The organism is Sagittula sp. NFXS13 (assembly GCF_040148795.1).
In the GTDB taxonomy this organism is placed as follows: Bacteria; Pseudomonadota; Alphaproteobacteria; order Rhodobacterales; family Rhodobacteraceae; genus Sagittula; species Sagittula marina.
The window spans coordinates 22,215-38,998 of the sequence record NZ_JAGEMH010000022.1 but is presented as its reverse complement, the minus strand read 5'-3'; the positions used below and the strand labels follow the sequence as shown (position 1 = coordinate 38,998).

The following is a 16,784-nucleotide window of genomic DNA, read 5'->3' as shown; positions in this document are numbered from 1 at the left end:
CGATAGGCATATGGCAGAAGGTCTCCATTATTCGGTGCACGAGGGTGTGGCCATCCTCAGCGTTGATAATCCGCCGGTGAATGCGCTGTCTCATGCGGTGCGGGTCAGTCTGATGGAGGCTCTTGCGCGGGCCGAGGCGGATGAGCAGGTGCAGACCATTGTGCTGATGGGAACGGGGCCGACCTTTCCGGCCGGGGCAAATTTGACAGAATACGAAAGCGGTCTGCGTGCGCCTTTCCTTCGGGATGTATGCGCCAAGGTCGAAGACTGCCCGAAACTCGTGGTCGCAGCGCTGCATGGCACGGTCTATGGTGGCGGTCTCGAACTGGCTTTGGCGGCGCACTACCGGCTGGCGCTGGACGGCGCGCGGGCCAGTCTGCCTGAGGTGCGCATGGGGCTGACGCCCTCTGCCGGGGCGACGCAGCGCCTGCCGCGTCTGGTTGGAACGGCGCTGGCCTTGGACATGATGATCTCGGGGGCGACCTGGCCCATGACGCGCGGACCGGGGCTGGCGCTGGTGGATGAGACCTGTACGGGCGATTTGCGGGCTGGTGCGCTGGCTTATGCCCAAAGGCTGCAGGCGACCGGGCACGGGCCACGGCGTACCCGTGATCTGCGCGACGGCTTCGCCGATTATCGCGCCCACGGCAACGCCATTGCCACGCGCCGTGCGAAACTGACCGACGAGGAGAGCGCAGCGGCGCAGGTCCTGCATCTTGTCGAGGCCGCGCCGCTTCTGCCTTTCGAGACCGGCATCGCGATGGAGGAGGACGCCTTTGTGCTGTGCCTTGCCTCTGACGCGGCGCGGGCATTGCGCCATGCCTTTACCGCCGAACGGCTTGCCCGCCGCTTTGCCTTGCCCAAGGGAACGGTGCAGCCGGCGGTCAATCGGATCGCTGTTCTGGGGCAGGGGACACTGGCAATGCAGATCGCGGTGTCTGCGTTGAATGCCGGGATCGGCGTGAACTGGGGGGCGCGGTCGCCGGACATGCTGCAAGATGGGGTCGAGCAATTGCGCGACGTGCTTGCTGCCGGGGTGAAGGGTGGCGGTCTGTCACCAGAGCAAAGCCAGGCGCGGTTGAAGTTGCTGCATTGGGGCGACGCTGCCGAGATGATGGGCGGCGCAGATATGATTATTGACGCAGCGCGTGACCCGTTCGATATGCCGGCACCGCGTGGTGCTGTGCGCGCCGTTGCCACATCGGCGCAGGTGGACGCGCTTGGCCTGCGCTTTGCGCCGCCGGTGTTTTCCACGCGGTTGGTCGAGATCGTTCAGGGCCCGGGAGGTACGGCCGAGCAGGTGGCCTATGGATTGGCGCTGGCGGAACGGATGCACAAGGTGCCTGTGCATGTACGCTCCGCCGGGGAGAGTGTCGTCGGAACGCTCGCGGCGGCGATGCATCGCGCGGCTGATGGGCTGCTGGACCTTGGCGCGGACCCCTACGAGGTCGATACCGCCGTTGAGGCTTGGGGCTGGACGCGGGCGCCGTTCCGTTCTCGGGATATGAGCGGGCTTGAGGAATGGGCCAAGGCGCCACGCGCAGAAGGGGCGGAGAACTGGTCTGCGTTGCTGGTGGAAATTGATCGCTTTGGCTGGGTCTCGGGGCAGGGGTTCTACGACTGGACCGATGACGGCGCGCAGCCTGCCGGTGGCATGAGACGCTTGCTGAACGGCCAGCGCAGGGCGCAGAAGATCTCGCCGGAAACCTTGGTCATGCTGCTGGTGGGGGCCATGGCCAACGCCGGCGCGCGCATGGTCAGCCAGGGGATGGTGCATAAAGCGTCGGATATCGACGCGGTGGCGATCCTGGCGCTGGATTTCCCGCGGGTGAAAGGCGGGCCGATGATGGCCGCGGGTCAATGGGGCATGTTGAAGGTGATGAAGCTGCTCGAGCGGCTGGACCACCCGGATCATGAGTTCTGGAGGCCTGACCCGTCCTGGGCAGAGCGGATCAAATACGGTCGGACGTTCTTGAGCAAGTAGACCAGGAACGCCGACCTGACCGCGCTTCAGATCAGGAAGATGCCCACGATCACCATCATCAGGCCGATGGTCGACAAGAACAGCGACCCGAGGTTGAGCGGCATGGCGCGGCGCACGGTTTCGCGGATTTCGTCATCGCTGAGCTGCCCACTGCGGGCGCGCCAGACCTTTACGATGCTCATCAGCAGACCGATGAGGCCGATGAGGGACAGCGCCGCCCCGATCCAGACAATCCATTCCATGGTGCCACCCTCTCGTCCGTGATGCGTTTGAAACGAGGCTTCGCGTAAAGCAGCCTATGCAGGCGCGCAACCCCTTGATGCGCGCCCCGCACGGCTGTATCCGATCCGGAAACCCGCAGGAGGCAAGATATGCAGGATACCCCCAGTGACAGCTATGGTGTCGCCGCAGGCGAGCTGACCCAGTTCATCGAACGCGTCGAACGGCTGGAAGAAGAGAAGAAAGAGGTCGCAGAGCAGATCAAGGAAGTCATGGCAGAGGCCAAAGGCCGCGGCTACGACACCAAGGTCATGCGCAAGGTGATCTCGCTGCGCAAGCGCGACGCTGACGACATCGCCGAAGAAGAAGCGGTGCTGGAAATGTACAAGGCCGCGCTGGGCATGGCCTGACGGCACTGATTTTGATCACTTGGAGACGTGCGCTTTTAATGCCCGTCAAAGCCAAGCACTTGCGAGCAGGGCACCCGTATCGGGTGCCTTTTTTTTAAGCATTTTACCTCTTTGTTATGAATTTGCAATGTCTCGCATTGATCCGAGAGCGGCTGCCAACTAGCGTCAAAGCATACAAGTAAAAGCGACACTCCAAAGTGACGGGTCGGCAGAGCGGGGGCTTGATGGGCGATACGCCAATCTTCGATGAAATGAACGGAATGGGCGATGGTATTCGCCGTCCCTATGAAACGTTCAACAACTGGTTCGAGGGGGAAAACCCCAAGGAACTGCGTGCAAAACAACGAGAGGCGGAAGAGCTGTTTCGCCTGACCGGCATCACCTTCAACGTCTACGGCCGCGCCGAGGCAGAGGAGCGGTTGATCCCTTTCGATCTTATTCCGCGGATTATCTCGGGGCGTGAATGGCAGCGCCTGTCCAAGGGGATCGAACAGCGGGTGCGGGCGATCAACGCCTTTTTGCACGACATTTACCACGGCCAGGAAATCGTCAAAGCCGGACGCATCCCCGAAGAAATGATTTCGCGCAACGAAGCCTTTGAACCGAAGATGATCGGGGTGACCCCACCGGGGCGCATCTACACGCATATCGTTGGCATTGACCTTGTGCGCACTGGGCCTGACGAATTCTACGTGCTCGAAGACAACGGTCGCACGCCGTCTGGCGTCAGCTATATGCTCGAAAACCGCGAGACGATGCTGCAGATGTTCCCCGAACTCTTCAGCACCAACCGCGTGCAGCCGGTGCAGACCTACCCCACCGATCTGCTGAAATCGCTGGCGGCCTGCGCCCCTGCTTCTGCCGGGGATCGCCCGACCGTCGCTGTGATGACGCCGGGCATTTTCAACTCCGCCTATTTTGAACACTCGTTTCTGGCCGATCAGATGGGTGTGGAACTGGTCGAGGGCAACGACCTGCGGGTCATGGATGGCAAGCTGTGCATGCGAACCACCCAAGGCTACAAGGCCATTGACGTGGTGTACCGCCGGATCGACGACGATTTCCTCGATCCGCTGAACTTCAACCCCGAAAGCGGGCTGGGCGTGCCCGGTATCATGGATGTCTATCGCTCCGGACGGCTCACCATCGCCAATGCGCCGGGAACCGGGATCTGTGATGACAAGGCGATCTACAGCTATATGCCTGAGATCGTTGAATTCTACACCGGAGAGAAGCCTCTCCTGGAAAACGTGCCGACCTGGCGCTGTGCCGAGCCTGAGGCACTGGCCTATGTGCTCGACAACCTCGAAGAGCTGGTGGTCAAAGAGGTGCACGGATCCGGCGGCTACGGCATGTTGATCGGTCCCACGGCGACCAAGAAGGATCTCGCGCTCTTCCGCAGGAAGCTGAAAGCACGTCCGTCCAACTACATCGCCCAGCCGACGCTTGCCCTGTCTACGGTGCCGATCTTTACCAAGGCAGGGCTGAGCCCGCGTCACGTGGACTTGCGGCCTTATGTGCTGTGCAGCCCGCAGGGCATCAACATCACCCCCGGAGGCCTGACGCGCGTGGCGCTCAAGAAGGGCTCGCTGGTGGTGAACTCCTCGCAGGGCGGGGGGACCAAGGACACCTGGGTGCTGGAAGACTGATGCTCGGAAAAACTGCAAACGGACTGTTCTGGATGTACCGCGCACTTGAGCGGGCAGAGAACATCGCGCGACTGATCGAAACCGGTCAGCGTATCGCACTCACACGGCTTGGATCGTCAGAGGATGAATGGCGCTCGGTGCTCCAGACCTCCGGCTCTCTCGACGCTTACGAAACGTTTTATGACGAGGTGAACCGTGACCATGCGGTCGATTGGTTGCTGCGGTCAAAGGACAACCCAGGATCGGTCATGTCCTGCATCAGCCAGGCGCGCCAGAATGCGAGGATGGTGCGGACCGGACTGACCACAGAAGTCTGGGAAGCCACCAACGCCGCCTACATGGTCGCCAAGGATTCGCTGGCGCGCAAGGTGCCGGACCGCGACATGCCAAAGGTGCTGCGCATGCTGCGGCAGCGGGCGGGTATGGTGCGCGGGGCCACGCACGGCACCATGTTGCGCAACGATGTGTATGACTTCGCCCGGATCGGGACATTCCTTGAACGGGCCGACAACACGGCGCGGATCATTGACGTGAAGTACTACGTGCTTTTGCCGACTGTGGCCTCCGTTGGGTCGTCCATCGACAATGTGCAATGGGAAATCCTGCTGCGGTCTGTGTCTGGCCGGGGCGGGTTTCGCATGGCCTATGGCGCGCAGTTGGAGCCGAGAGGGATTGCGACATTCCTGACGCTGGACCGCCGGATGCCGCGCAGTCTCGCGTTCTGCACGTCCAAGATCCTCGGCAATATGAACTATCTCGAATCCGACTACGGAGTTCGGCTGCAAAGCACCCAGATGGCCGAAGACCTGCAACAGCGTTTTATGCGCATGTCCATCGACGGTGTGTTCGACTACGGTCTGCATGAATACATCCAGAAGGTGCTCGGCGATATCGCCGCCATCGGGCATCAAATTGAAATCGACTATCGATTCTATGAGTGATCCCATGCGCCTCAAAATATCTCACACCACGCGCTACAGCTTTGATGCGCCGGTTTCGTCTGGAATGCAGCAGCTGCGTCTGCGGCCTCGGTCGCGTCGCGCGCAGGAGGTCACGGAGTGGAAAATGACGCTCGAAGGGGCGGTGCACGAGGTGTCTTACGAGGATCAGCACGGCAACTGCGTGGATCTCATCACCTTTGAGCGCGACTGCACCGAATTGGCCGTGCATTGCGAAGGCGAGGTGGAGTTGAGCGAGTCCAACGGCGTGATCGGGCGTCACACGGGGCCGGTGCCTTTGTGGCTGTACAAGCGCGTGACCGAGCGCACCAAGGCCGGGCCTGCGATCAAGGCGTTGCTGAAATCCGTCGATGCGGGCAACGAACTGGGCAGATGCCACGCGTTGATGCCAGCTATCGCCAAATCGGTCGTCTATGAGACCGGCAGCTCCGAGAGCGATTGGTCCGCCGAGGAGGCGCTGGCTGCCGGGCGAGGGGTGTGCCAGGATCATGCGCATGTGATGATCGCCTGCGCCCGCGAGGCCGGTCTGGCCGCACGCTACGTTTCCGGCTACCTGATGATGGATGACCGCACACAGCAGCAGGCCATGCACGCCTGGGCCGAGATCCATGTGCCCGATCTTGGCTGGGTCGGCTTTGATCCTGCCAACGAAATGTGTCCGGATGAACGCTATGTGCGCGTGGCTGTGGGTCTGGATTATGCCGAGGCCGCGCCTGTCAACGGTCTGCGGTCCGGCGGCGATACGGAGACCCTGTCCGTCGCCATAGAGGTCGCCCGCCAGTCACAATCGCAAAGCCAATCCCAATAGACCGGGGGAGGGCGCGCGTCATGCGCCGTCCAGCCACGGCGCCGCCATTTTATAAGAATGCACCATGCCTGTGTTGAATTGCGACGATATCGCACTTGATTGCTGGCTCGACATGGTCCTAAACCCTTTCTGCTGAGCAGGAGTGGAGCAAAATGACCTATTGCGTCGGAATGATGCTGAACCGCGGACTGGTGTTCATGTCAGACACCCGGACGAACGCGGGCCTCGACAACATCTCGACCTTTCGCAAGATGTCGATTTGGGAAGAGGAGGGGGAGCGCTGCATCACGTTGATGAGCGCTGGTAACCTCGCCACCACACAGGCCGTCGTGTCCGAATTGGACGAAAGGCTGAAGGCGCCTTCGGAGCGGGCTCCGTCTTTGCTTGCGGTGCCGTCGATGTTTCAGGCCGCGCGTCTTGTGGGGGAAACCCTGCGCGACGTTATCGACCGCCAGGCGAACTCTGGTCAGCGGGCCGACACTGCCTTCAACGCGACGCTGCTGCTGGGTGGTCAGATCGGGGAAAATCCGCCGCGCCTTTTCCTGATATACCCCGAGGGCAACTTTATCGAAGCCTCTGAAGATACGCCGTTCTTTCAGACGGGCGAGATCAAGTACGGCCGCCCGATCCTGGTGCGTGCCTATGACCCGGACATGTCTTTCGAGGAGGCAATGAAGTTGCTTCTTGTCAGCTTTGACTCCACGATCAAGGCAAACCTGACCGTGGGTATGCCTGTGGATTACCATTGCTATACGACTGACAGCCTGAAAACCAGCGTGGTTGGCCGCGTGGAGGGCGATGCGCCTTACTTTCAATCGATTTCACAGGGCTGGGGTCAGGCGCTTAAAGACACGCTCGACAGCTTGGCCCCGTTCAGCTTCGACGACTAAGCGACGCTTTGGGCTTGGGATGTGCGGGCTGCGCCGCGACACCCCAAGCGGCTGCTTAATCGAGCACAACAATTCCTTGGTGCTTTGATTTGTGCTCTGGCTCAACATGGATCGTAACGCGGCTTTCGGGCACGGCGTCGTGCATCGCTTGTTCGACGCGGTCGCAAATTTCGTGGGCGTCGAACACCGTCATCTCGCCCGGAACGACAAGGTGAAATTCGACGAAGGTCGCTGACCCGGCGTGGCGGGTTCGCAGATCATGTGCCTCCACCGCGCCGTCGGCATTTTCGGCGATGACCTCACGGATGCGGACCAGCTCGTTCTCTGGCACCGACTCGTCCAGCAAGCCACTCAGCGATGAGCTCATCACCCGCCAGCCGGACCACAGGATGTTCGCGGCAACCAGCATTGCCATCAACGGATCAAGCAGCCACCAGCCAGTCATCAGGGCCAGAAGAACCCCCACTGCCACCCCGGCAGAGGTCACGACATCGGTCCAAAGGTGTTTGCCATCCGCCACCAGCGCAGGCGACTTCAGCGCGCGCCCGCGACGCACCAGCAAAAAGGCCCACAGCCCGTTCAGCGCCGTGGCAAAGCCGTTGACCGCCAGCCCCTCAAGAGGGGCCTCCAGTACGGTCGGGGCCTGCAGGCCCTCCCAGGCCTCGTTCAGAATGAACAGCGCAGCGACGCAGATCATCACGCCTTCGAGCACGGCGCTGAAATATTCCGCCTTGTGATGGCCAAAGGGATGCTGCGAATCCGCTGGGATCGCAGCCACCTGCACTGCAACCAAAGCGGCAAAAGCCGTGCCGAGGTTGACGGTGCTTTCCAGCGCATCAGACAACAGTGCCACGGACCCGGTCAGCCACCACGCCAGCGTCTTTAGCGCGAGCACCACAGCCCCAATGATCAGGCTGCCCACCGCAAGTTGCAATTTGGTGTTCATGCTGCCCTCATTCATCCGTGGCTTCCCGATACAGTCGGTGATCAAGGGGCTCAACCCGGTCTGTCCGATTGGGTGTACTTTGTTGTGGCGGGCATCTCAAAGGCTGGCCGCCTCTGAAGGTCTAATCAAAACGGTTCGCGCGCAATGAGCCTTTCAAATGCTTGAGACGCGGATACGGTCGATCCTCCGGCATTGCGGTCCTGACCTTCGCACCCGTGCGTATGGCCCCGTGTCGTCAAGGCGTGATCAGGGTAACGCCCGGCATCCGCCCGATTTTCTCGAGATCTTCCTCGTACAGTTCGGTCAGCATATCCACATAGACAGCATCCCAACCGGGCAGGTCGACGGACTCTTCGATCTCCTCGTCCTTGGCATATTTGTCGAGGAATGCAGCCATAACCTTGCGCTTCTGTCGCTCATTGATGTCCGGGTTCTCAGCTATGAAGGCGCGGAAGCGTCGCATCCCTTCTCGGTCGATAATCTTGCTGAACACGTCAAAGGCCCCAGAGATGCGTCGCGTGATATCGATTCCGGCCATTTCGCGGATGATCTGGCCCCAGATCAGCGGCGTGTCCTCGTTGCACCAGAGAGTGATGGGCACATGCGGCAACCGGTCACGTATCCGGTGCACAAGGCTGGACCACCGCATCTGCATCGGGTCCACACCGTTCATGAAGCTCTCGAACGTTGCATGGGGCGTGGCCGCAAAGGTCGCCGGCAAAAAGGTCGCGGGATCCCGCAAACCCATGTGAATCTCCAACTCGTCACGGGCGAAAATGTGCGAAAAGGTTTCCAACCTCTGCTCAGCCCAGCGATAAAGAACCTGATTTTGGAATGCCAGCTTCGGCACCGAAAAGAAATTCTCGTTGGATAGAACAAGACGATCAATTTTGCTCGGGTCTTCGCTCAGGATGGCATCCAGCAGAACCTCGCGGACGTCGTCTGCCGGTACGGATCCCTTGAGCTTGGAAATCGAGTCTGCCAGCAAGTTCCGATAGTTGGATGGTCCCGGAATTGCCACGCCCTCGTGGCGCCATGCTTCGGCGTTGCGCAGCAAGCACTTGAGAATCTGATCCTCATCGGTGCAATGCACGCCTGTATGAAGGATTACCTGCATCTGAACTGATTTCTTAGGGTTTTAGTTGGACAGAGGCACCACTATAGGCTTTTTCTGCGAAAGCGAAACCGCAGAAAGGGACCGCGCATGGCAATGATTGAAACAGGCCGACGCAACTTTCGTCTACCCAGTCGCTGGTCCGTGGGGGCCGCGTTGATCGCGCTGGTGGTTGTGGCGCCGATCATCGCCGTGTTTGGCATCGCTCTCTTCCCGAAAGAAAACATCTGGCCGCATCTGATTTCCACCACATTGCCGCGCTACCTCATGACGACGGCCAAGCTGATGTTAGGGGTCGGTATTCTGGCGGCGATTGTGGGAACCGGGGCCGCGTGGCTTGTGGCCCGCTATGATTTCCCCGGACGGCGCTGGCTGGAGTGGCTCTTGCTGCTTCCTTTGGGTATTCCGGCCTATGTCGGGGCCTACGCGCTGGTGGATTTTCTTGAATATGCCGGGCCGGTGCAAACCACGTTGCGGAGGATGTTCGGGTGGACGAATGCGCAGGATTACTGGTTCCCGGAGATTCGCTCCCTGGGGGCTGCGATCCTGGTGCTCGCGGCGGCATTGTTCCCCTATGTCTATCTGCTGGCACGCAATGCGTTTCGAGAGCAATCTGCCAGTTCCGATGAGGTCGCGCGCTCGCTGGGCGCAGGTCCCTTTGCCCGGTTTTGGCGTGTGGGTTTGCCCCTCGCGCGGCCTGCCATTGCGGCGGGCGTCGCCATCGTGATGATGGAAAGCATTAATGATTTCGGGACAGTTGACTACTTCGCGGTGCAAACGCTGACCACGGGCATTTTCTCGGTTTGGTTGGAGGCCAATAATGCTGGAGGGGCGGCGCAGATTGCCTCGGTTGTCTTGCTCTTGGTTGTCTTGCTGGTCACTTTGGAAAAACTCTCGCGGCGACGGATGCGGTTCTTCAACCTCTCGACACGTTACAGACCGGTTGCGCGACGCCCGTTGCGTGGCGGTCTTGGCTGGATGGCGACAGCGGCCTGCACTTTGCCGCTTTTGCTCGGGTTTTTTCTCCCCTGCGGTGTGATCCTGTCCCACGCGATCGATAACGCAGAGAACTGGCTTGATTCAGAACTATGGCGGGCTGGGCTCAACACGCTGGTCGTTTGTGGGACGGCGGCCGTCATCACCGTGGCGGCTGGGGTCTTCCTCGTTTATGGAGTTCGGCTGTCGGGGCAAAAGCTGCCCCGTCTGCTTTTGCCGGTTACTACAATCGGTTACGCGGCTCCGGGCGCGGTTCTTGGCGTTGGAATCCTGATCCCGCTGGCGGCCATCGACAACACTGTCGCCGATGCGATCTGGAGTACGACTGGTTGGGACCCGGGCTTGGTCATGACGGGCACGGCTTTCGCCTTGATTCTGGCTTACTGCGTCCGATTCTTTGCGATAGCTCAGGGGGCTGCGGACGCGGCCATGGGGCGCGTTTCGCCGAATTTGCCGCTGGCAGCGCGTTCTCTGGGGCGAAATCAAGGCCAAGTCCTGACGTCGGTTTACTATCCGTTGATGCGCGCCTCCGTGGCGTCGGCTTTGCTGCTGGTCTTTGTCGATTGCGTCAAGGAGCTTCCGGCCACCCTTTTGCTGCGCCCGTTCAACTATGAAACACTGGCCACGCGCGTTCACGAACAGGCATCTTTGGAAAACCTTGGCGGCGCTGCTCCAGCGGCCATTCTGGTGATCCTCTTCGGTCTTTTGGCGGTCGGTTTTCTGGCCCGCGCAAATCGTTGAAATTCACCCTTTTCAAGAGAGATAAACTTGGCTAAACGGTGCGGCGTGCCCCTATAGCTCAGCTGGTAGAGCAACTGATTTGTAATCAGTAGGTCCGCGGTTCGAGTCCGTGTGGGGGCACCATTATCTGTACATCGCTGCACAAGCCTGAGTGAAATTGACACCTTAACAAGGGCTTAGTTACCACGACCGCGTGGCCTTGCTTCCATTGGTGGTCAATTTCACGCATACTATCCCGCACAAATCACGCACGGCGGGAGAGTGTGGGGGATGGCGAATATTGCAAAGCATAAGAACGGCTGGCGCGCACAGGTGGAAAAGCACGGTGTGCGGCGGTCTAAAGTGTGGCCGACGAAACGCCAGGCGCAAGATTGGGCGGCGCGGCAGGAATATTTGATCGTCAACGGGGAAAAGGTCGCGACTGAGCAGAGCCTTTCAAGTCTATTTGATCGATACCTGAGAGAAGTATCACCAGGCAAGCGCGGGCACCGCTGGGAAATCGTGCGCCTCGAAAGGCTGAAAAGGGATAAGATCGCCGCGATTCGGCTTTGTGATCTGGGTGCGAGCAATTTTGCAGATTGGCGTGATCGCCGGTTGCGTGAGGTTGCCCCCGGTTCGGTCAAGCGCGAAATGAACCTGATTGGTTCTGTTCTCAGTACAGCGGTCAAGGAATGGGGGCTAATGCCGTCAAACCCCATGTCGACCGTCAAGAAACCGAAAGAGCCTGCCGCGCGCAACCGTCTGCCGACCGACGACGAGCTGTCCCGCCTGCGCCACGTCGCAGGGGAAAACTTGGGCACATTGATGGGGAGGGCGTTTCACGCTTTCCTTTTTTCAGGGGCGACGGCGATGCGGGCGGGGGAAATCGTGGGTCTAACCGCCGATATGGTTGATCTTGTCGGGCGCGTGGCGCATCTGAAAATGACAAAGAACGGGACCGCACGCGATGTTCCGTTGTCGTCAGAGGCTGTGGCGTTGTTGAAGGCGCTGCCGGAGGTCGACGACGGTACGCCGATCTTTGGGCTTACGTCCAGAAACCTTGACGCGCTCTGGCGCAAGGTGCGCGACAAGGCTGCGATCGAAGATCTTACCTTTCATGATGCACGCGCTTGGGCGCTTACCAAGATGTCTCGCAAAGTCGATGCTTTGACGCTCGCAAAGATTAGCGGGCATCGTGATCTAAAGCTGTTGTTGAATGTATATTACCGTGAGAGTGCGGCAGATATTGCGGCACGGCTGGATTAAAAGGGGCAAGGCGATGCAAGAATGCAAGGTATGTGGCTGTTACTTCCATGTTTTCTGGACTGGAGTGAACGCACCCGGCGGCAAGGAGCGCGAGTGCGTTGATTGCCCAAAGTGTGAAACAACAGCTTTCAGCCGGATGACGGCTCTCTTTCCGCAGGTCGCGGAGGCCACCCCTGAAGAGGTCGAAGCCTATCAGTCAAAGCAGAAGTCCAGATGAGGAGCGGATGCATGTTTAGGGAAGCTATGGTCCTGTGGCTGGTTTTGGCCGGCGCGGGGCTCGCAGATGGTGTGGCGCAACCTTTTACCCTGTATCGCTCCTCGTTAGTGGACCCGATGATGCGGGTGCATATCGCGACTTTTGATGCAGAGGTGCGCGGGACAACTTACAATCAGGCAAACTGCTTGACTGCTGCGGACCTGTTCATGTCGCAAGAGGGTGTCTCGCTACGGTTCTGGTGTGAGCCCGGCAGATATGCTGGATCTAGATAGGAGCGGCTCTTTAGGAAGGCAGAGGAAGGACAAGTGGGATGAATTGGGCTTTGAATAATTGGAGTGACCTGTGCTCATTAGCCGGAATATTTCTGACTGTAGCCGGAGCTGCGGTGGCAGTTCGCTCGCTTCTGGGTGTGACTGAGGCTGACGCTCTAAAGCGATGGAACGAACTCGGTGCTATGGGCAGCCGCGACGATAAGATTAACCGCACTTTACCTTCGGTAAGGGGGGGGTCCATGAAGCGTCACACGCGCGCATAGGTCTCGGGCTTGGATTTCTAGGAGCTGTTTTACAAGGAGCTGTTTTACAAGCGGCCCCGACTTTGGCAGGTCATGCAGCATGAAACGCCTCGTTCACTTGGCGCTCATTGCCTTTGCCACCTCTGCCACAGCTCAGTCACTCCACGTCAGAGACGCTGACACGATAGTCGTGGATGGCACCCCTGTTCGTTTGAACGGCGTGGACGCGCCTGAACTGAAAACCCGCGCAGGGCAGAACGCCAAGCGCTGGCTTGTTGGCTATCTCCGGGGCCGAACAATCACCTGCGATCTGAACGGCGACCGGTCCTATGACCGCTGGGTCGGGGTCTGCTACGCTGACGGGCAGGATATTGGCGCTGCTGTCATCGCTGCAGGACACGCGCTGGACTGTCAGAGGTACTCAGGCGGGCGGTATTCTCATTTGGAGACGCCAGCGGCAAAGTCGCGGATCAGGCGGGCAGGGTACTGCGATTGAACGGCAACTTGGCGCAACAGATCCAAGTGAGGAGGAAGTTCAGATTCGGCATGCAAAGATTAGACGCGTGATTTGCAGGGGCGGCACATCCTTGAGGAGGAGGGAAGTGATGTCCCGTCAAACTCAAAGCACTTTGCCTTCAATTCATGAGCAATACTGGCGGCGCGGATGAGTAGAGGGTCGATGAACAGTGTGGTGAAATCAGAACTTGGCCGGTTGAGCACCAATGGTCCGCTTGCAACGGGTCCTTGCCAGGCGGGATCGGCGGATTGATAGGCCTTCAGAATGTCATCCCTACCGCGACAGCTTATGGTGCAACCGACTTCCCCGAGGTGCGCTCCACCATGCCCGACCTGAGGGACGCCAGATGGCTTTTGTATCGCTGTCCACGCAATTGCGAAGGTTGGCAAATCGAGATCGATCGTCGAGATTCGCCCCTTCATGTTCCTGATCATCCGAGCCCTACTGCCGCGGCGCGCCGGTCGCTCAATCGAGGCGAGAACCTTGGAGGCTCGCCTCTTCGCTAATTGCTGGACGATACCGATATACGGCGCTTCAAGTATCATCGAGGATTTGCGGAGATTGCAGCGACGGCAGGCTGGTGCGTAGTTCTCAACGTGGTCGGGTCCGCCATGCGCCCGCGGGTGGATATGGTCCACCTGCTCGGCCTCCGCATCGCAGTATGCACACTTACCGCCCCAGACAGAGAACAAAGCCTGACGGAGTTCTCTGGTGATGGGATGCGTATCCACTTCATTATTCATGCCGCTGCTCTTTCAGTTCGATAATTCGGATAGCTATTAAAGCCGCACCTGCCGCGTCTTACCGATACCTCGCGCTTCTAATTGGCCGCAGTTGATGCGTCGGCGGATCGTCGACGCCGAGACATTGAGCTTTTCTGCGGCTTGATCGATGCCGAACCATTCCTGCGGTGGGGCCAATGTGTCGAGCTGCCGCTTAAGATCCAGTAAAATACTTTCGACGCGATCAAGGTCGGCCTTTGTAGCGATCATGTCGCCGGTGAGCGGGCCGCGTGCGTGGGTCATGTCGAGTTCCTTTGTCATGCAGCCAGCCGAAGGGCATGTCGCCCCCATTGTTCTGCGGCGGCGTCCATCATTTCCGGGAAGGACCGCGACCGTAGGCGGGCGCGATCTGGGCCGGGGGGCATCCTGTGAATTTTGTTCCAGCGTTTCCATTCATCCGACCCGCGTTCCGGTTCTGGCAGCGGGTTGGTAGGCCTGAGCTGCGGCAGGTTGTCGAGAAACCATCCGGTTTCCTTGTAGGCTGTCGCGCCGAATTGGTGCGGCTGGACCAGATGCGGCGCGGGAAGGTCGGCGGGCATTCGGTCGCGGGCAAGATCATTCATCACCGGATTTTCGATCGCCTTGCACCGCACCGGGGCTTTCCAGCACGTCAGGAACAGCTCAACTCCAAGCTCAAATTCTGCGCGCAGATCCTCTATCGTGCGGCCTTTGGGCAATTTTTTGGGCGGTGTCCACTTGCCGGGGCCGGACATCCAGCGTCGCCCCGATCGGCAAAGCCGCGTGCAGGGCGGGTGTATGACGCAGATCAGATCCCAACCGTCGAGCAAGATCCCGTCGCGCAGATCGCAAACGATATGCCGGTTGGACCCGTCTTCTGCCGGTTCGATGTCGGTCGACCAGACATCATGCCCGCGAGCGGCAAAAGCCCGTCGTGCAACCCCCGAGGTTTCGCAAACAATTAGCGCGCGCAGTGCCATCATTCGTGGATCCTGTCGGGGTGCAATGTGGTTTGGTCATAGATGCCGCGGGGTATTACGGCAAAGTTGAATGCGTCGCCGTTGCCTGCTGCGCGGCGGGCAAGTCTTAGCGCCTGTTTGCGTGTGCCGAGCCATGCAAGGTGGGGTGTCGGTGTCGTTTGTTTCGCGTCCAAATGCAGATATTGGCGGGTGTCAGGATCCTGCAGCCGGATCATATCGGCTGTGCGTTTTCCGATTGCGCGTTCTTGCATGGTCAATCCTCGCGAAGCTGGGATTGTGTTGGTCGGTGCCCGCAGTGAAGAGCTGTCAGAACCTCCGTGATCATAGCTTCCGCGCGCGAGGTGCTGACTGCGATGGTGTCGAGCTGGGCGGACGCGGTGGCGGCGTCGTCGATGACGTGCTGGGCAAGAGCTTCGATCCGGTCGAGCTGGTCCCCGTCAGCGGTTTTTGATCCACGCAGCGCGAGCAATTCCGCGCAAATGTCGGGAAGGGCTATGACAAGCATCGCTTGCATGATGGGCGATATGTATTCGTCTTTCCAAGACGCTTCACCCTGCTGGATCAGTCGTAGATCGTTGTCAGTGAGCTGTGTGCGGGTCATGCTTGGTCAGCCTGGTTCGCGCGGCAGGCCGCAAGGTGGCTCTGGATACGCGCGCTGATCCGAAGGCGCTGCGCCTCTGCCGGGGTGGGGCGGTTGGGTATTAACTGAAAACGGATTACCGGCCAATTGCCGTGACGTGCCCGATGCTGGGCAAGTATGCGCAGGCGGTCTGCAGTTATGCGGGCGCTGGTGCCGTCTTCAAGTTGCTGGGCTTCTTTCGCTACCAGCCAAGTATCGAAGCTGATCAAGGGGTCTGGCAGACCTTTGGTCACGAGAAGATGCGCAGTAGCTATGGCCTCCATTGGTGTAACTTGGCGTCCCGAAGGATGAGTGTAAGCAAGTTGCATAGGGCGTCCTCCATCAAATGATGGACGATTGCTATGACTGAAATAGTCATTATGCAATAAAAAAATGACTGAAATAGTCATCTTGACGATTTGGATGCCACGGGTTTACGGTCGCGCGGCGAGGGGTGTTCCCTTTATGTTCTGGATAGGGGGTGCTGCTTGGGTGATGTTTTGAAAGAGCTTGCTGTTCGCGCGGCGCTTTCCGGGGAGTCGTTGGATTGCCTATTCAGGCGGGAGTGTTCGCATCTTTTCCGCGAGGTCGAGGGGCAGTCGATCCCAGCGCCCAAGTATCAAGAAGTCCAGGGAAACACCGAAGCGAACAACCAATAGGGCCGCGACCGTGTCAGATAGGCCTTGGCGACCATTTTCATATCTGGACCAGTACGTTCTTGGGATGTCCAGCATGTCAGCCATTTCGGACGGCGAGCGACCTAATGCGCGTCGGAGAAGCGCCAGACGCTTGCCGACGGCGTCATTCCTCATGGCTGCCGCCACGTCCGCTGGTAAGACTGATTCAGGTTTCAGAGACATGTCGGATGTGTCCACTTGCTTTGGTGGCCGGGCAATAACTTATTTTGCCTATTGACCTGATGACTAAATTAGTCATTTTGGCATCATGAATTCTGTTAGTGAGATCATCTGCGCCATTGGGCGCCGCCAAGAGCTGGCCGATGAGTGCATGGTTGCACCCATCGCGGTCTATCGGTGGGTAGTAAAAGAAGCGATACCAGCCCGCCACTTTGCCGCAGTTTTGAGAGTTGCAGAGCGAAACGGCGTACAAGTCACAGCAAAAATGCTCTGTGATGCGCACGACAGGCGCGAACCCCCGGCGGGTGACGCGGCATGAGGCAGGCCAAGCGAAATATGCAATCTGGGTCATCATGGCCCCATAGTACCGTCGCCACCT

The 16,784-nt window shown here is 59.3% G+C and carries 21 protein-coding genes and 1 tRNA gene; 11 read left to right on the top strand and 11 right to left on the bottom strand.

Annotated elements, in window-relative coordinates; translation table 11 throughout:
* Positions 1-10: 10 nt before the first annotated feature.
* Positions 11-1,984, top strand: a complete 1,974-nt coding sequence (locus J4E08_RS22575) for an enoyl-CoA hydratase-related protein (RefSeq protein WP_349540420.1) — start codon at positions 11-13, stop codon at positions 1,982-1,984.
* 26 nt (positions 1,985-2,010) lie between these two features.
* Here J4E08_RS22575 and J4E08_RS22570 read toward each other — a convergent pair whose 3' ends face one another.
* Positions 2,011-2,226 (bottom strand): hypothetical protein, encoded by a 216-nt coding sequence (locus J4E08_RS22570; RefSeq protein ID WP_183966272.1) that lies wholly within the window; start codon positions 2,224-2,226, stop codon positions 2,011-2,013.
* 129 nt (positions 2,227-2,355) lie between these two features.
* Here J4E08_RS22570 and J4E08_RS22565 point away from each other — a divergent pair, with 129 nt between their 5' ends.
* From J4E08_RS22565 to J4E08_RS22545, 5 genes are all read left to right on the top strand, one after another.
* Positions 2,356-2,613, top strand: a complete 258-nt coding sequence (locus J4E08_RS22565; RefSeq protein ID WP_183966274.1) for a DUF2312 domain-containing protein — start codon at positions 2,356-2,358, stop codon at positions 2,611-2,613.
* A gap of 224 nt (positions 2,614-2,837) precedes the next feature.
* Positions 2,838-4,262 (top strand): circularly permuted type 2 ATP-grasp protein, encoded by a 1,425-nt coding sequence (locus tag J4E08_RS22560; protein WP_183966276.1) that lies wholly within the window; start codon positions 2,838-2,840, stop codon positions 4,260-4,262.
* Complete coding sequence (locus J4E08_RS22555; protein WP_349540419.1) at positions 4,262-5,203, top strand: alpha-E domain-containing protein; 942 nt, start codon at positions 4,262-4,264, stop codon at positions 5,201-5,203. Before J4E08_RS22560 ends, J4E08_RS22555 begins: the two co-directional genes overlap by 1 nt.
* Positions 5,196-6,029, top strand: coding sequence for a transglutaminase family protein (locus tag J4E08_RS22550; protein WP_349540418.1), 834 nt, complete (start codon positions 5,196-5,198; stop codon positions 6,027-6,029). The genes J4E08_RS22555 and J4E08_RS22550 overlap by 8 nt, the downstream gene beginning before the upstream one ends.
* A gap of 152 nt (positions 6,030-6,181) precedes the next feature.
* Positions 6,182-6,919, top strand: coding sequence for a proteasome-type protease (locus J4E08_RS22545; protein WP_349540417.1), 738 nt, complete (start codon positions 6,182-6,184; stop codon positions 6,917-6,919).
* A 55-nt stretch (positions 6,920-6,974) separates the two neighbouring features.
* Here J4E08_RS22545 and J4E08_RS22540 read toward each other — a convergent pair whose 3' ends face one another.
* Both J4E08_RS22540 and J4E08_RS22535 read right to left on the bottom strand, forming a co-directional pair.
* Positions 6,975-7,865 (bottom strand): cation diffusion facilitator family transporter, encoded by an 891-nt coding sequence (locus J4E08_RS22540; protein ID WP_349540416.1) that lies wholly within the window; start codon positions 7,863-7,865, stop codon positions 6,975-6,977.
* Between the two features lie 235 nt (positions 7,866-8,100).
* Entirely contained in the window at positions 8,101-8,982 is an 882-nt protein-coding gene (locus tag J4E08_RS22535; protein WP_349540415.1) for a hypothetical protein, read from the bottom strand.
* An 87-nt stretch (positions 8,983-9,069) separates the two neighbouring features.
* Between J4E08_RS22535 and J4E08_RS22530 the strand changes: the two genes are divergently transcribed.
* The 5 genes from J4E08_RS22530 (at position 9,070) to J4E08_RS22510 (ending at position 13,188) form a co-directional block, all read left to right on the top strand.
* Entirely contained in the window at positions 9,070-10,716 is a 1,647-nt protein-coding gene (locus J4E08_RS22530; protein WP_349540414.1) for an ABC transporter permease, read from the top strand.
* Between the two features lie 47 nt (positions 10,717-10,763).
* Positions 10,764-10,839 (top strand) — tRNA-Thr (locus tag J4E08_RS22525).
* 189 nt (positions 10,840-11,028) lie between these two features.
* On the top strand, positions 11,029-11,961 hold the full coding sequence (locus J4E08_RS22520) for a tyrosine-type recombinase/integrase (protein ID WP_349540413.1): 933 nt from the start codon (positions 11,029-11,031) through the stop codon (positions 11,959-11,961).
* A gap of 228 nt (positions 11,962-12,189) precedes the next feature.
* Complete coding sequence (locus tag J4E08_RS22515) at positions 12,190-12,450, top strand: hypothetical protein (RefSeq protein ID WP_349540412.1); 261 nt, start codon at positions 12,190-12,192, stop codon at positions 12,448-12,450.
* 342 nt (positions 12,451-12,792) lie between these two features.
* Positions 12,793-13,188, top strand: coding sequence for a thermonuclease family protein (locus tag J4E08_RS22510; RefSeq protein ID WP_349540411.1), 396 nt, complete (start codon positions 12,793-12,795; stop codon positions 13,186-13,188).
* Positions 13,189-13,247: 59 nt separating this feature from the next.
* Here the strand turns inward: J4E08_RS22510 and J4E08_RS22505 are convergent, their stop codons facing one another.
* The 8 genes from J4E08_RS22505 to J4E08_RS22475 form a co-directional block, all read right to left on the bottom strand.
* A complete protein-coding gene (locus tag J4E08_RS22505; protein WP_349540410.1) occupies positions 13,248-13,952 on the bottom strand; it encodes an HNH endonuclease in 705 nt (234 codons plus the stop codon).
* Positions 13,953-13,988: 36 nt separating this feature from the next.
* A complete protein-coding gene (locus tag J4E08_RS22500; protein ID WP_349540409.1) occupies positions 13,989-14,234 on the bottom strand; it encodes a helix-turn-helix domain-containing protein in 246 nt (81 codons plus the stop codon).
* Between the two features lie 14 nt (positions 14,235-14,248).
* Positions 14,249-14,929 (bottom strand): hypothetical protein, encoded by a 681-nt coding sequence (locus tag J4E08_RS22495; RefSeq protein WP_349540433.1) that lies wholly within the window; start codon positions 14,927-14,929, stop codon positions 14,249-14,251.
* Positions 14,929-15,144: a hypothetical protein gene (locus J4E08_RS22490; protein WP_349540408.1), complete on the bottom strand. Its 216-nt coding sequence runs from the start codon at positions 15,142-15,144 to the stop codon at positions 14,929-14,931. The genes J4E08_RS22495 and J4E08_RS22490 overlap by 1 nt, the downstream gene beginning before the upstream one ends.
* Positions 15,145-15,182: 38 nt before the next feature.
* A complete protein-coding gene (locus J4E08_RS22485) occupies positions 15,183-15,530 on the bottom strand; it encodes a hypothetical protein (protein ID WP_349540407.1) in 348 nt (115 codons plus the stop codon).
* The gene (locus J4E08_RS22480) at positions 15,527-15,958 is read right to left on the bottom strand and encodes a hypothetical protein (protein WP_349540406.1); all 432 of its coding nucleotides are present in this window, start codon (positions 15,956-15,958) and stop codon (positions 15,527-15,529) included. Before J4E08_RS22480 ends, J4E08_RS22485 begins: the two co-directional genes overlap by 4 nt.
* Before the next feature lie 141 nt (positions 15,959-16,099).
* Positions 16,100-16,360 carry a helix-turn-helix domain-containing protein gene (locus tag J4E08_RS24625; protein ID WP_502949311.1) on the bottom strand — a complete coding sequence of 87 codons (261 nt, stop codon included), beginning with the start codon at positions 16,358-16,360 and terminating at the stop codon, positions 16,100-16,102.
* Positions 16,361-16,391: 31 nt separating this feature from the next.
* Positions 16,392-16,757, bottom strand: a complete 366-nt coding sequence (locus tag J4E08_RS22475; RefSeq protein WP_349540405.1) for a hypothetical protein — start codon at positions 16,755-16,757, stop codon at positions 16,392-16,394.
* Positions 16,758-16,784 lie beyond the last annotated feature (27 nt).

Excerpts from the sequence above, each read along its gene's own strand:
- J4E08_RS22550 (WP_349540418.1), top strand. The coding sequence starts at position 5,196 with ATGAGTGATCCCATGCGCCTCAAAATATCTCACACCACGCGCTACAGC.
- J4E08_RS22530 (WP_349540414.1), top strand. The coding sequence starts at position 9,070 with ATGGCAATGATTGAAACAGGCCGACGCAACTTTCGTCTACCCAGTCGC.
- J4E08_RS24625 (WP_502949311.1), bottom strand. The coding sequence starts at position 16,360 with ATGAGGAATGACGCCGTCGGCAAGCGTCTGGCGCTTCTCCGACGCGCA.
- J4E08_RS22540 (WP_349540416.1), bottom strand. The coding sequence starts at position 7,865 with ATGAACACCAAATTGCAACTTGCGGTGGGCAGCCTGATCATTGGGGCT.
- J4E08_RS22505 (WP_349540410.1), bottom strand. The coding sequence starts at position 13,952 with ATGAATAATGAAGTGGATACGCATCCCATCACCAGAGAACTCCGTCAG.
- J4E08_RS22475 (WP_349540405.1), bottom strand. The coding sequence starts at position 16,757 with ATGACCCAGATTGCATATTTCGCTTGGCCTGCCTCATGCCGCGTCACC.
- J4E08_RS22500 (WP_349540409.1), bottom strand. The coding sequence starts at position 14,234 with ATGACCCACGCACGCGGCCCGCTCACCGGCGACATGATCGCTACAAAG.
- J4E08_RS22555 (WP_349540419.1), top strand. The coding sequence starts at position 4,262 with ATGCTCGGAAAAACTGCAAACGGACTGTTCTGGATGTACCGCGCACTT.
- J4E08_RS22545 (WP_349540417.1), top strand. The coding sequence starts at position 6,182 with ATGACCTATTGCGTCGGAATGATGCTGAACCGCGGACTGGTGTTCATG.
- J4E08_RS22515 (WP_349540412.1), top strand. The coding sequence starts at position 12,190 with ATGTTTAGGGAAGCTATGGTCCTGTGGCTGGTTTTGGCCGGCGCGGGG.
- J4E08_RS22510 (WP_349540411.1), top strand. The coding sequence starts at position 12,793 with ATGAAACGCCTCGTTCACTTGGCGCTCATTGCCTTTGCCACCTCTGCC.
- J4E08_RS22560 (WP_183966276.1), top strand. The coding sequence starts at position 2,838 with ATGGGCGATACGCCAATCTTCGATGAAATGAACGGAATGGGCGATGGT.
- J4E08_RS22495 (WP_349540433.1), bottom strand. The coding sequence starts at position 14,929 with ATGGCACTGCGCGCGCTAATTGTTTGCGAAACCTCGGGGGTTGCACGA.
- J4E08_RS22575 (WP_349540420.1), top strand. The coding sequence starts at position 11 with ATGGCAGAAGGTCTCCATTATTCGGTGCACGAGGGTGTGGCCATCCTC.
- J4E08_RS22490 (WP_349540408.1), bottom strand. The coding sequence starts at position 15,144 with ATGATCCGGCTGCAGGATCCTGACACCCGCCAATATCTGCATTTGGAC.
- J4E08_RS22570 (WP_183966272.1), bottom strand. The coding sequence starts at position 2,226 with ATGGAATGGATTGTCTGGATCGGGGCGGCGCTGTCCCTCATCGGCCTC.
- J4E08_RS22485 (WP_349540407.1), bottom strand. The coding sequence starts at position 15,530 with ATGACCCGCACACAGCTCACTGACAACGATCTACGACTGATCCAGCAG.
- J4E08_RS22565 (WP_183966274.1), top strand. The coding sequence starts at position 2,356 with ATGCAGGATACCCCCAGTGACAGCTATGGTGTCGCCGCAGGCGAGCTG.
- J4E08_RS22535 (WP_349540415.1), bottom strand. The coding sequence starts at position 8,982 with ATGCAGGTAATCCTTCATACAGGCGTGCATTGCACCGATGAGGATCAG.
- J4E08_RS22480 (WP_349540406.1), bottom strand. The coding sequence starts at position 15,958 with ATGACTATTTCAGTCATTTTTTTATTGCATAATGACTATTTCAGTCAT.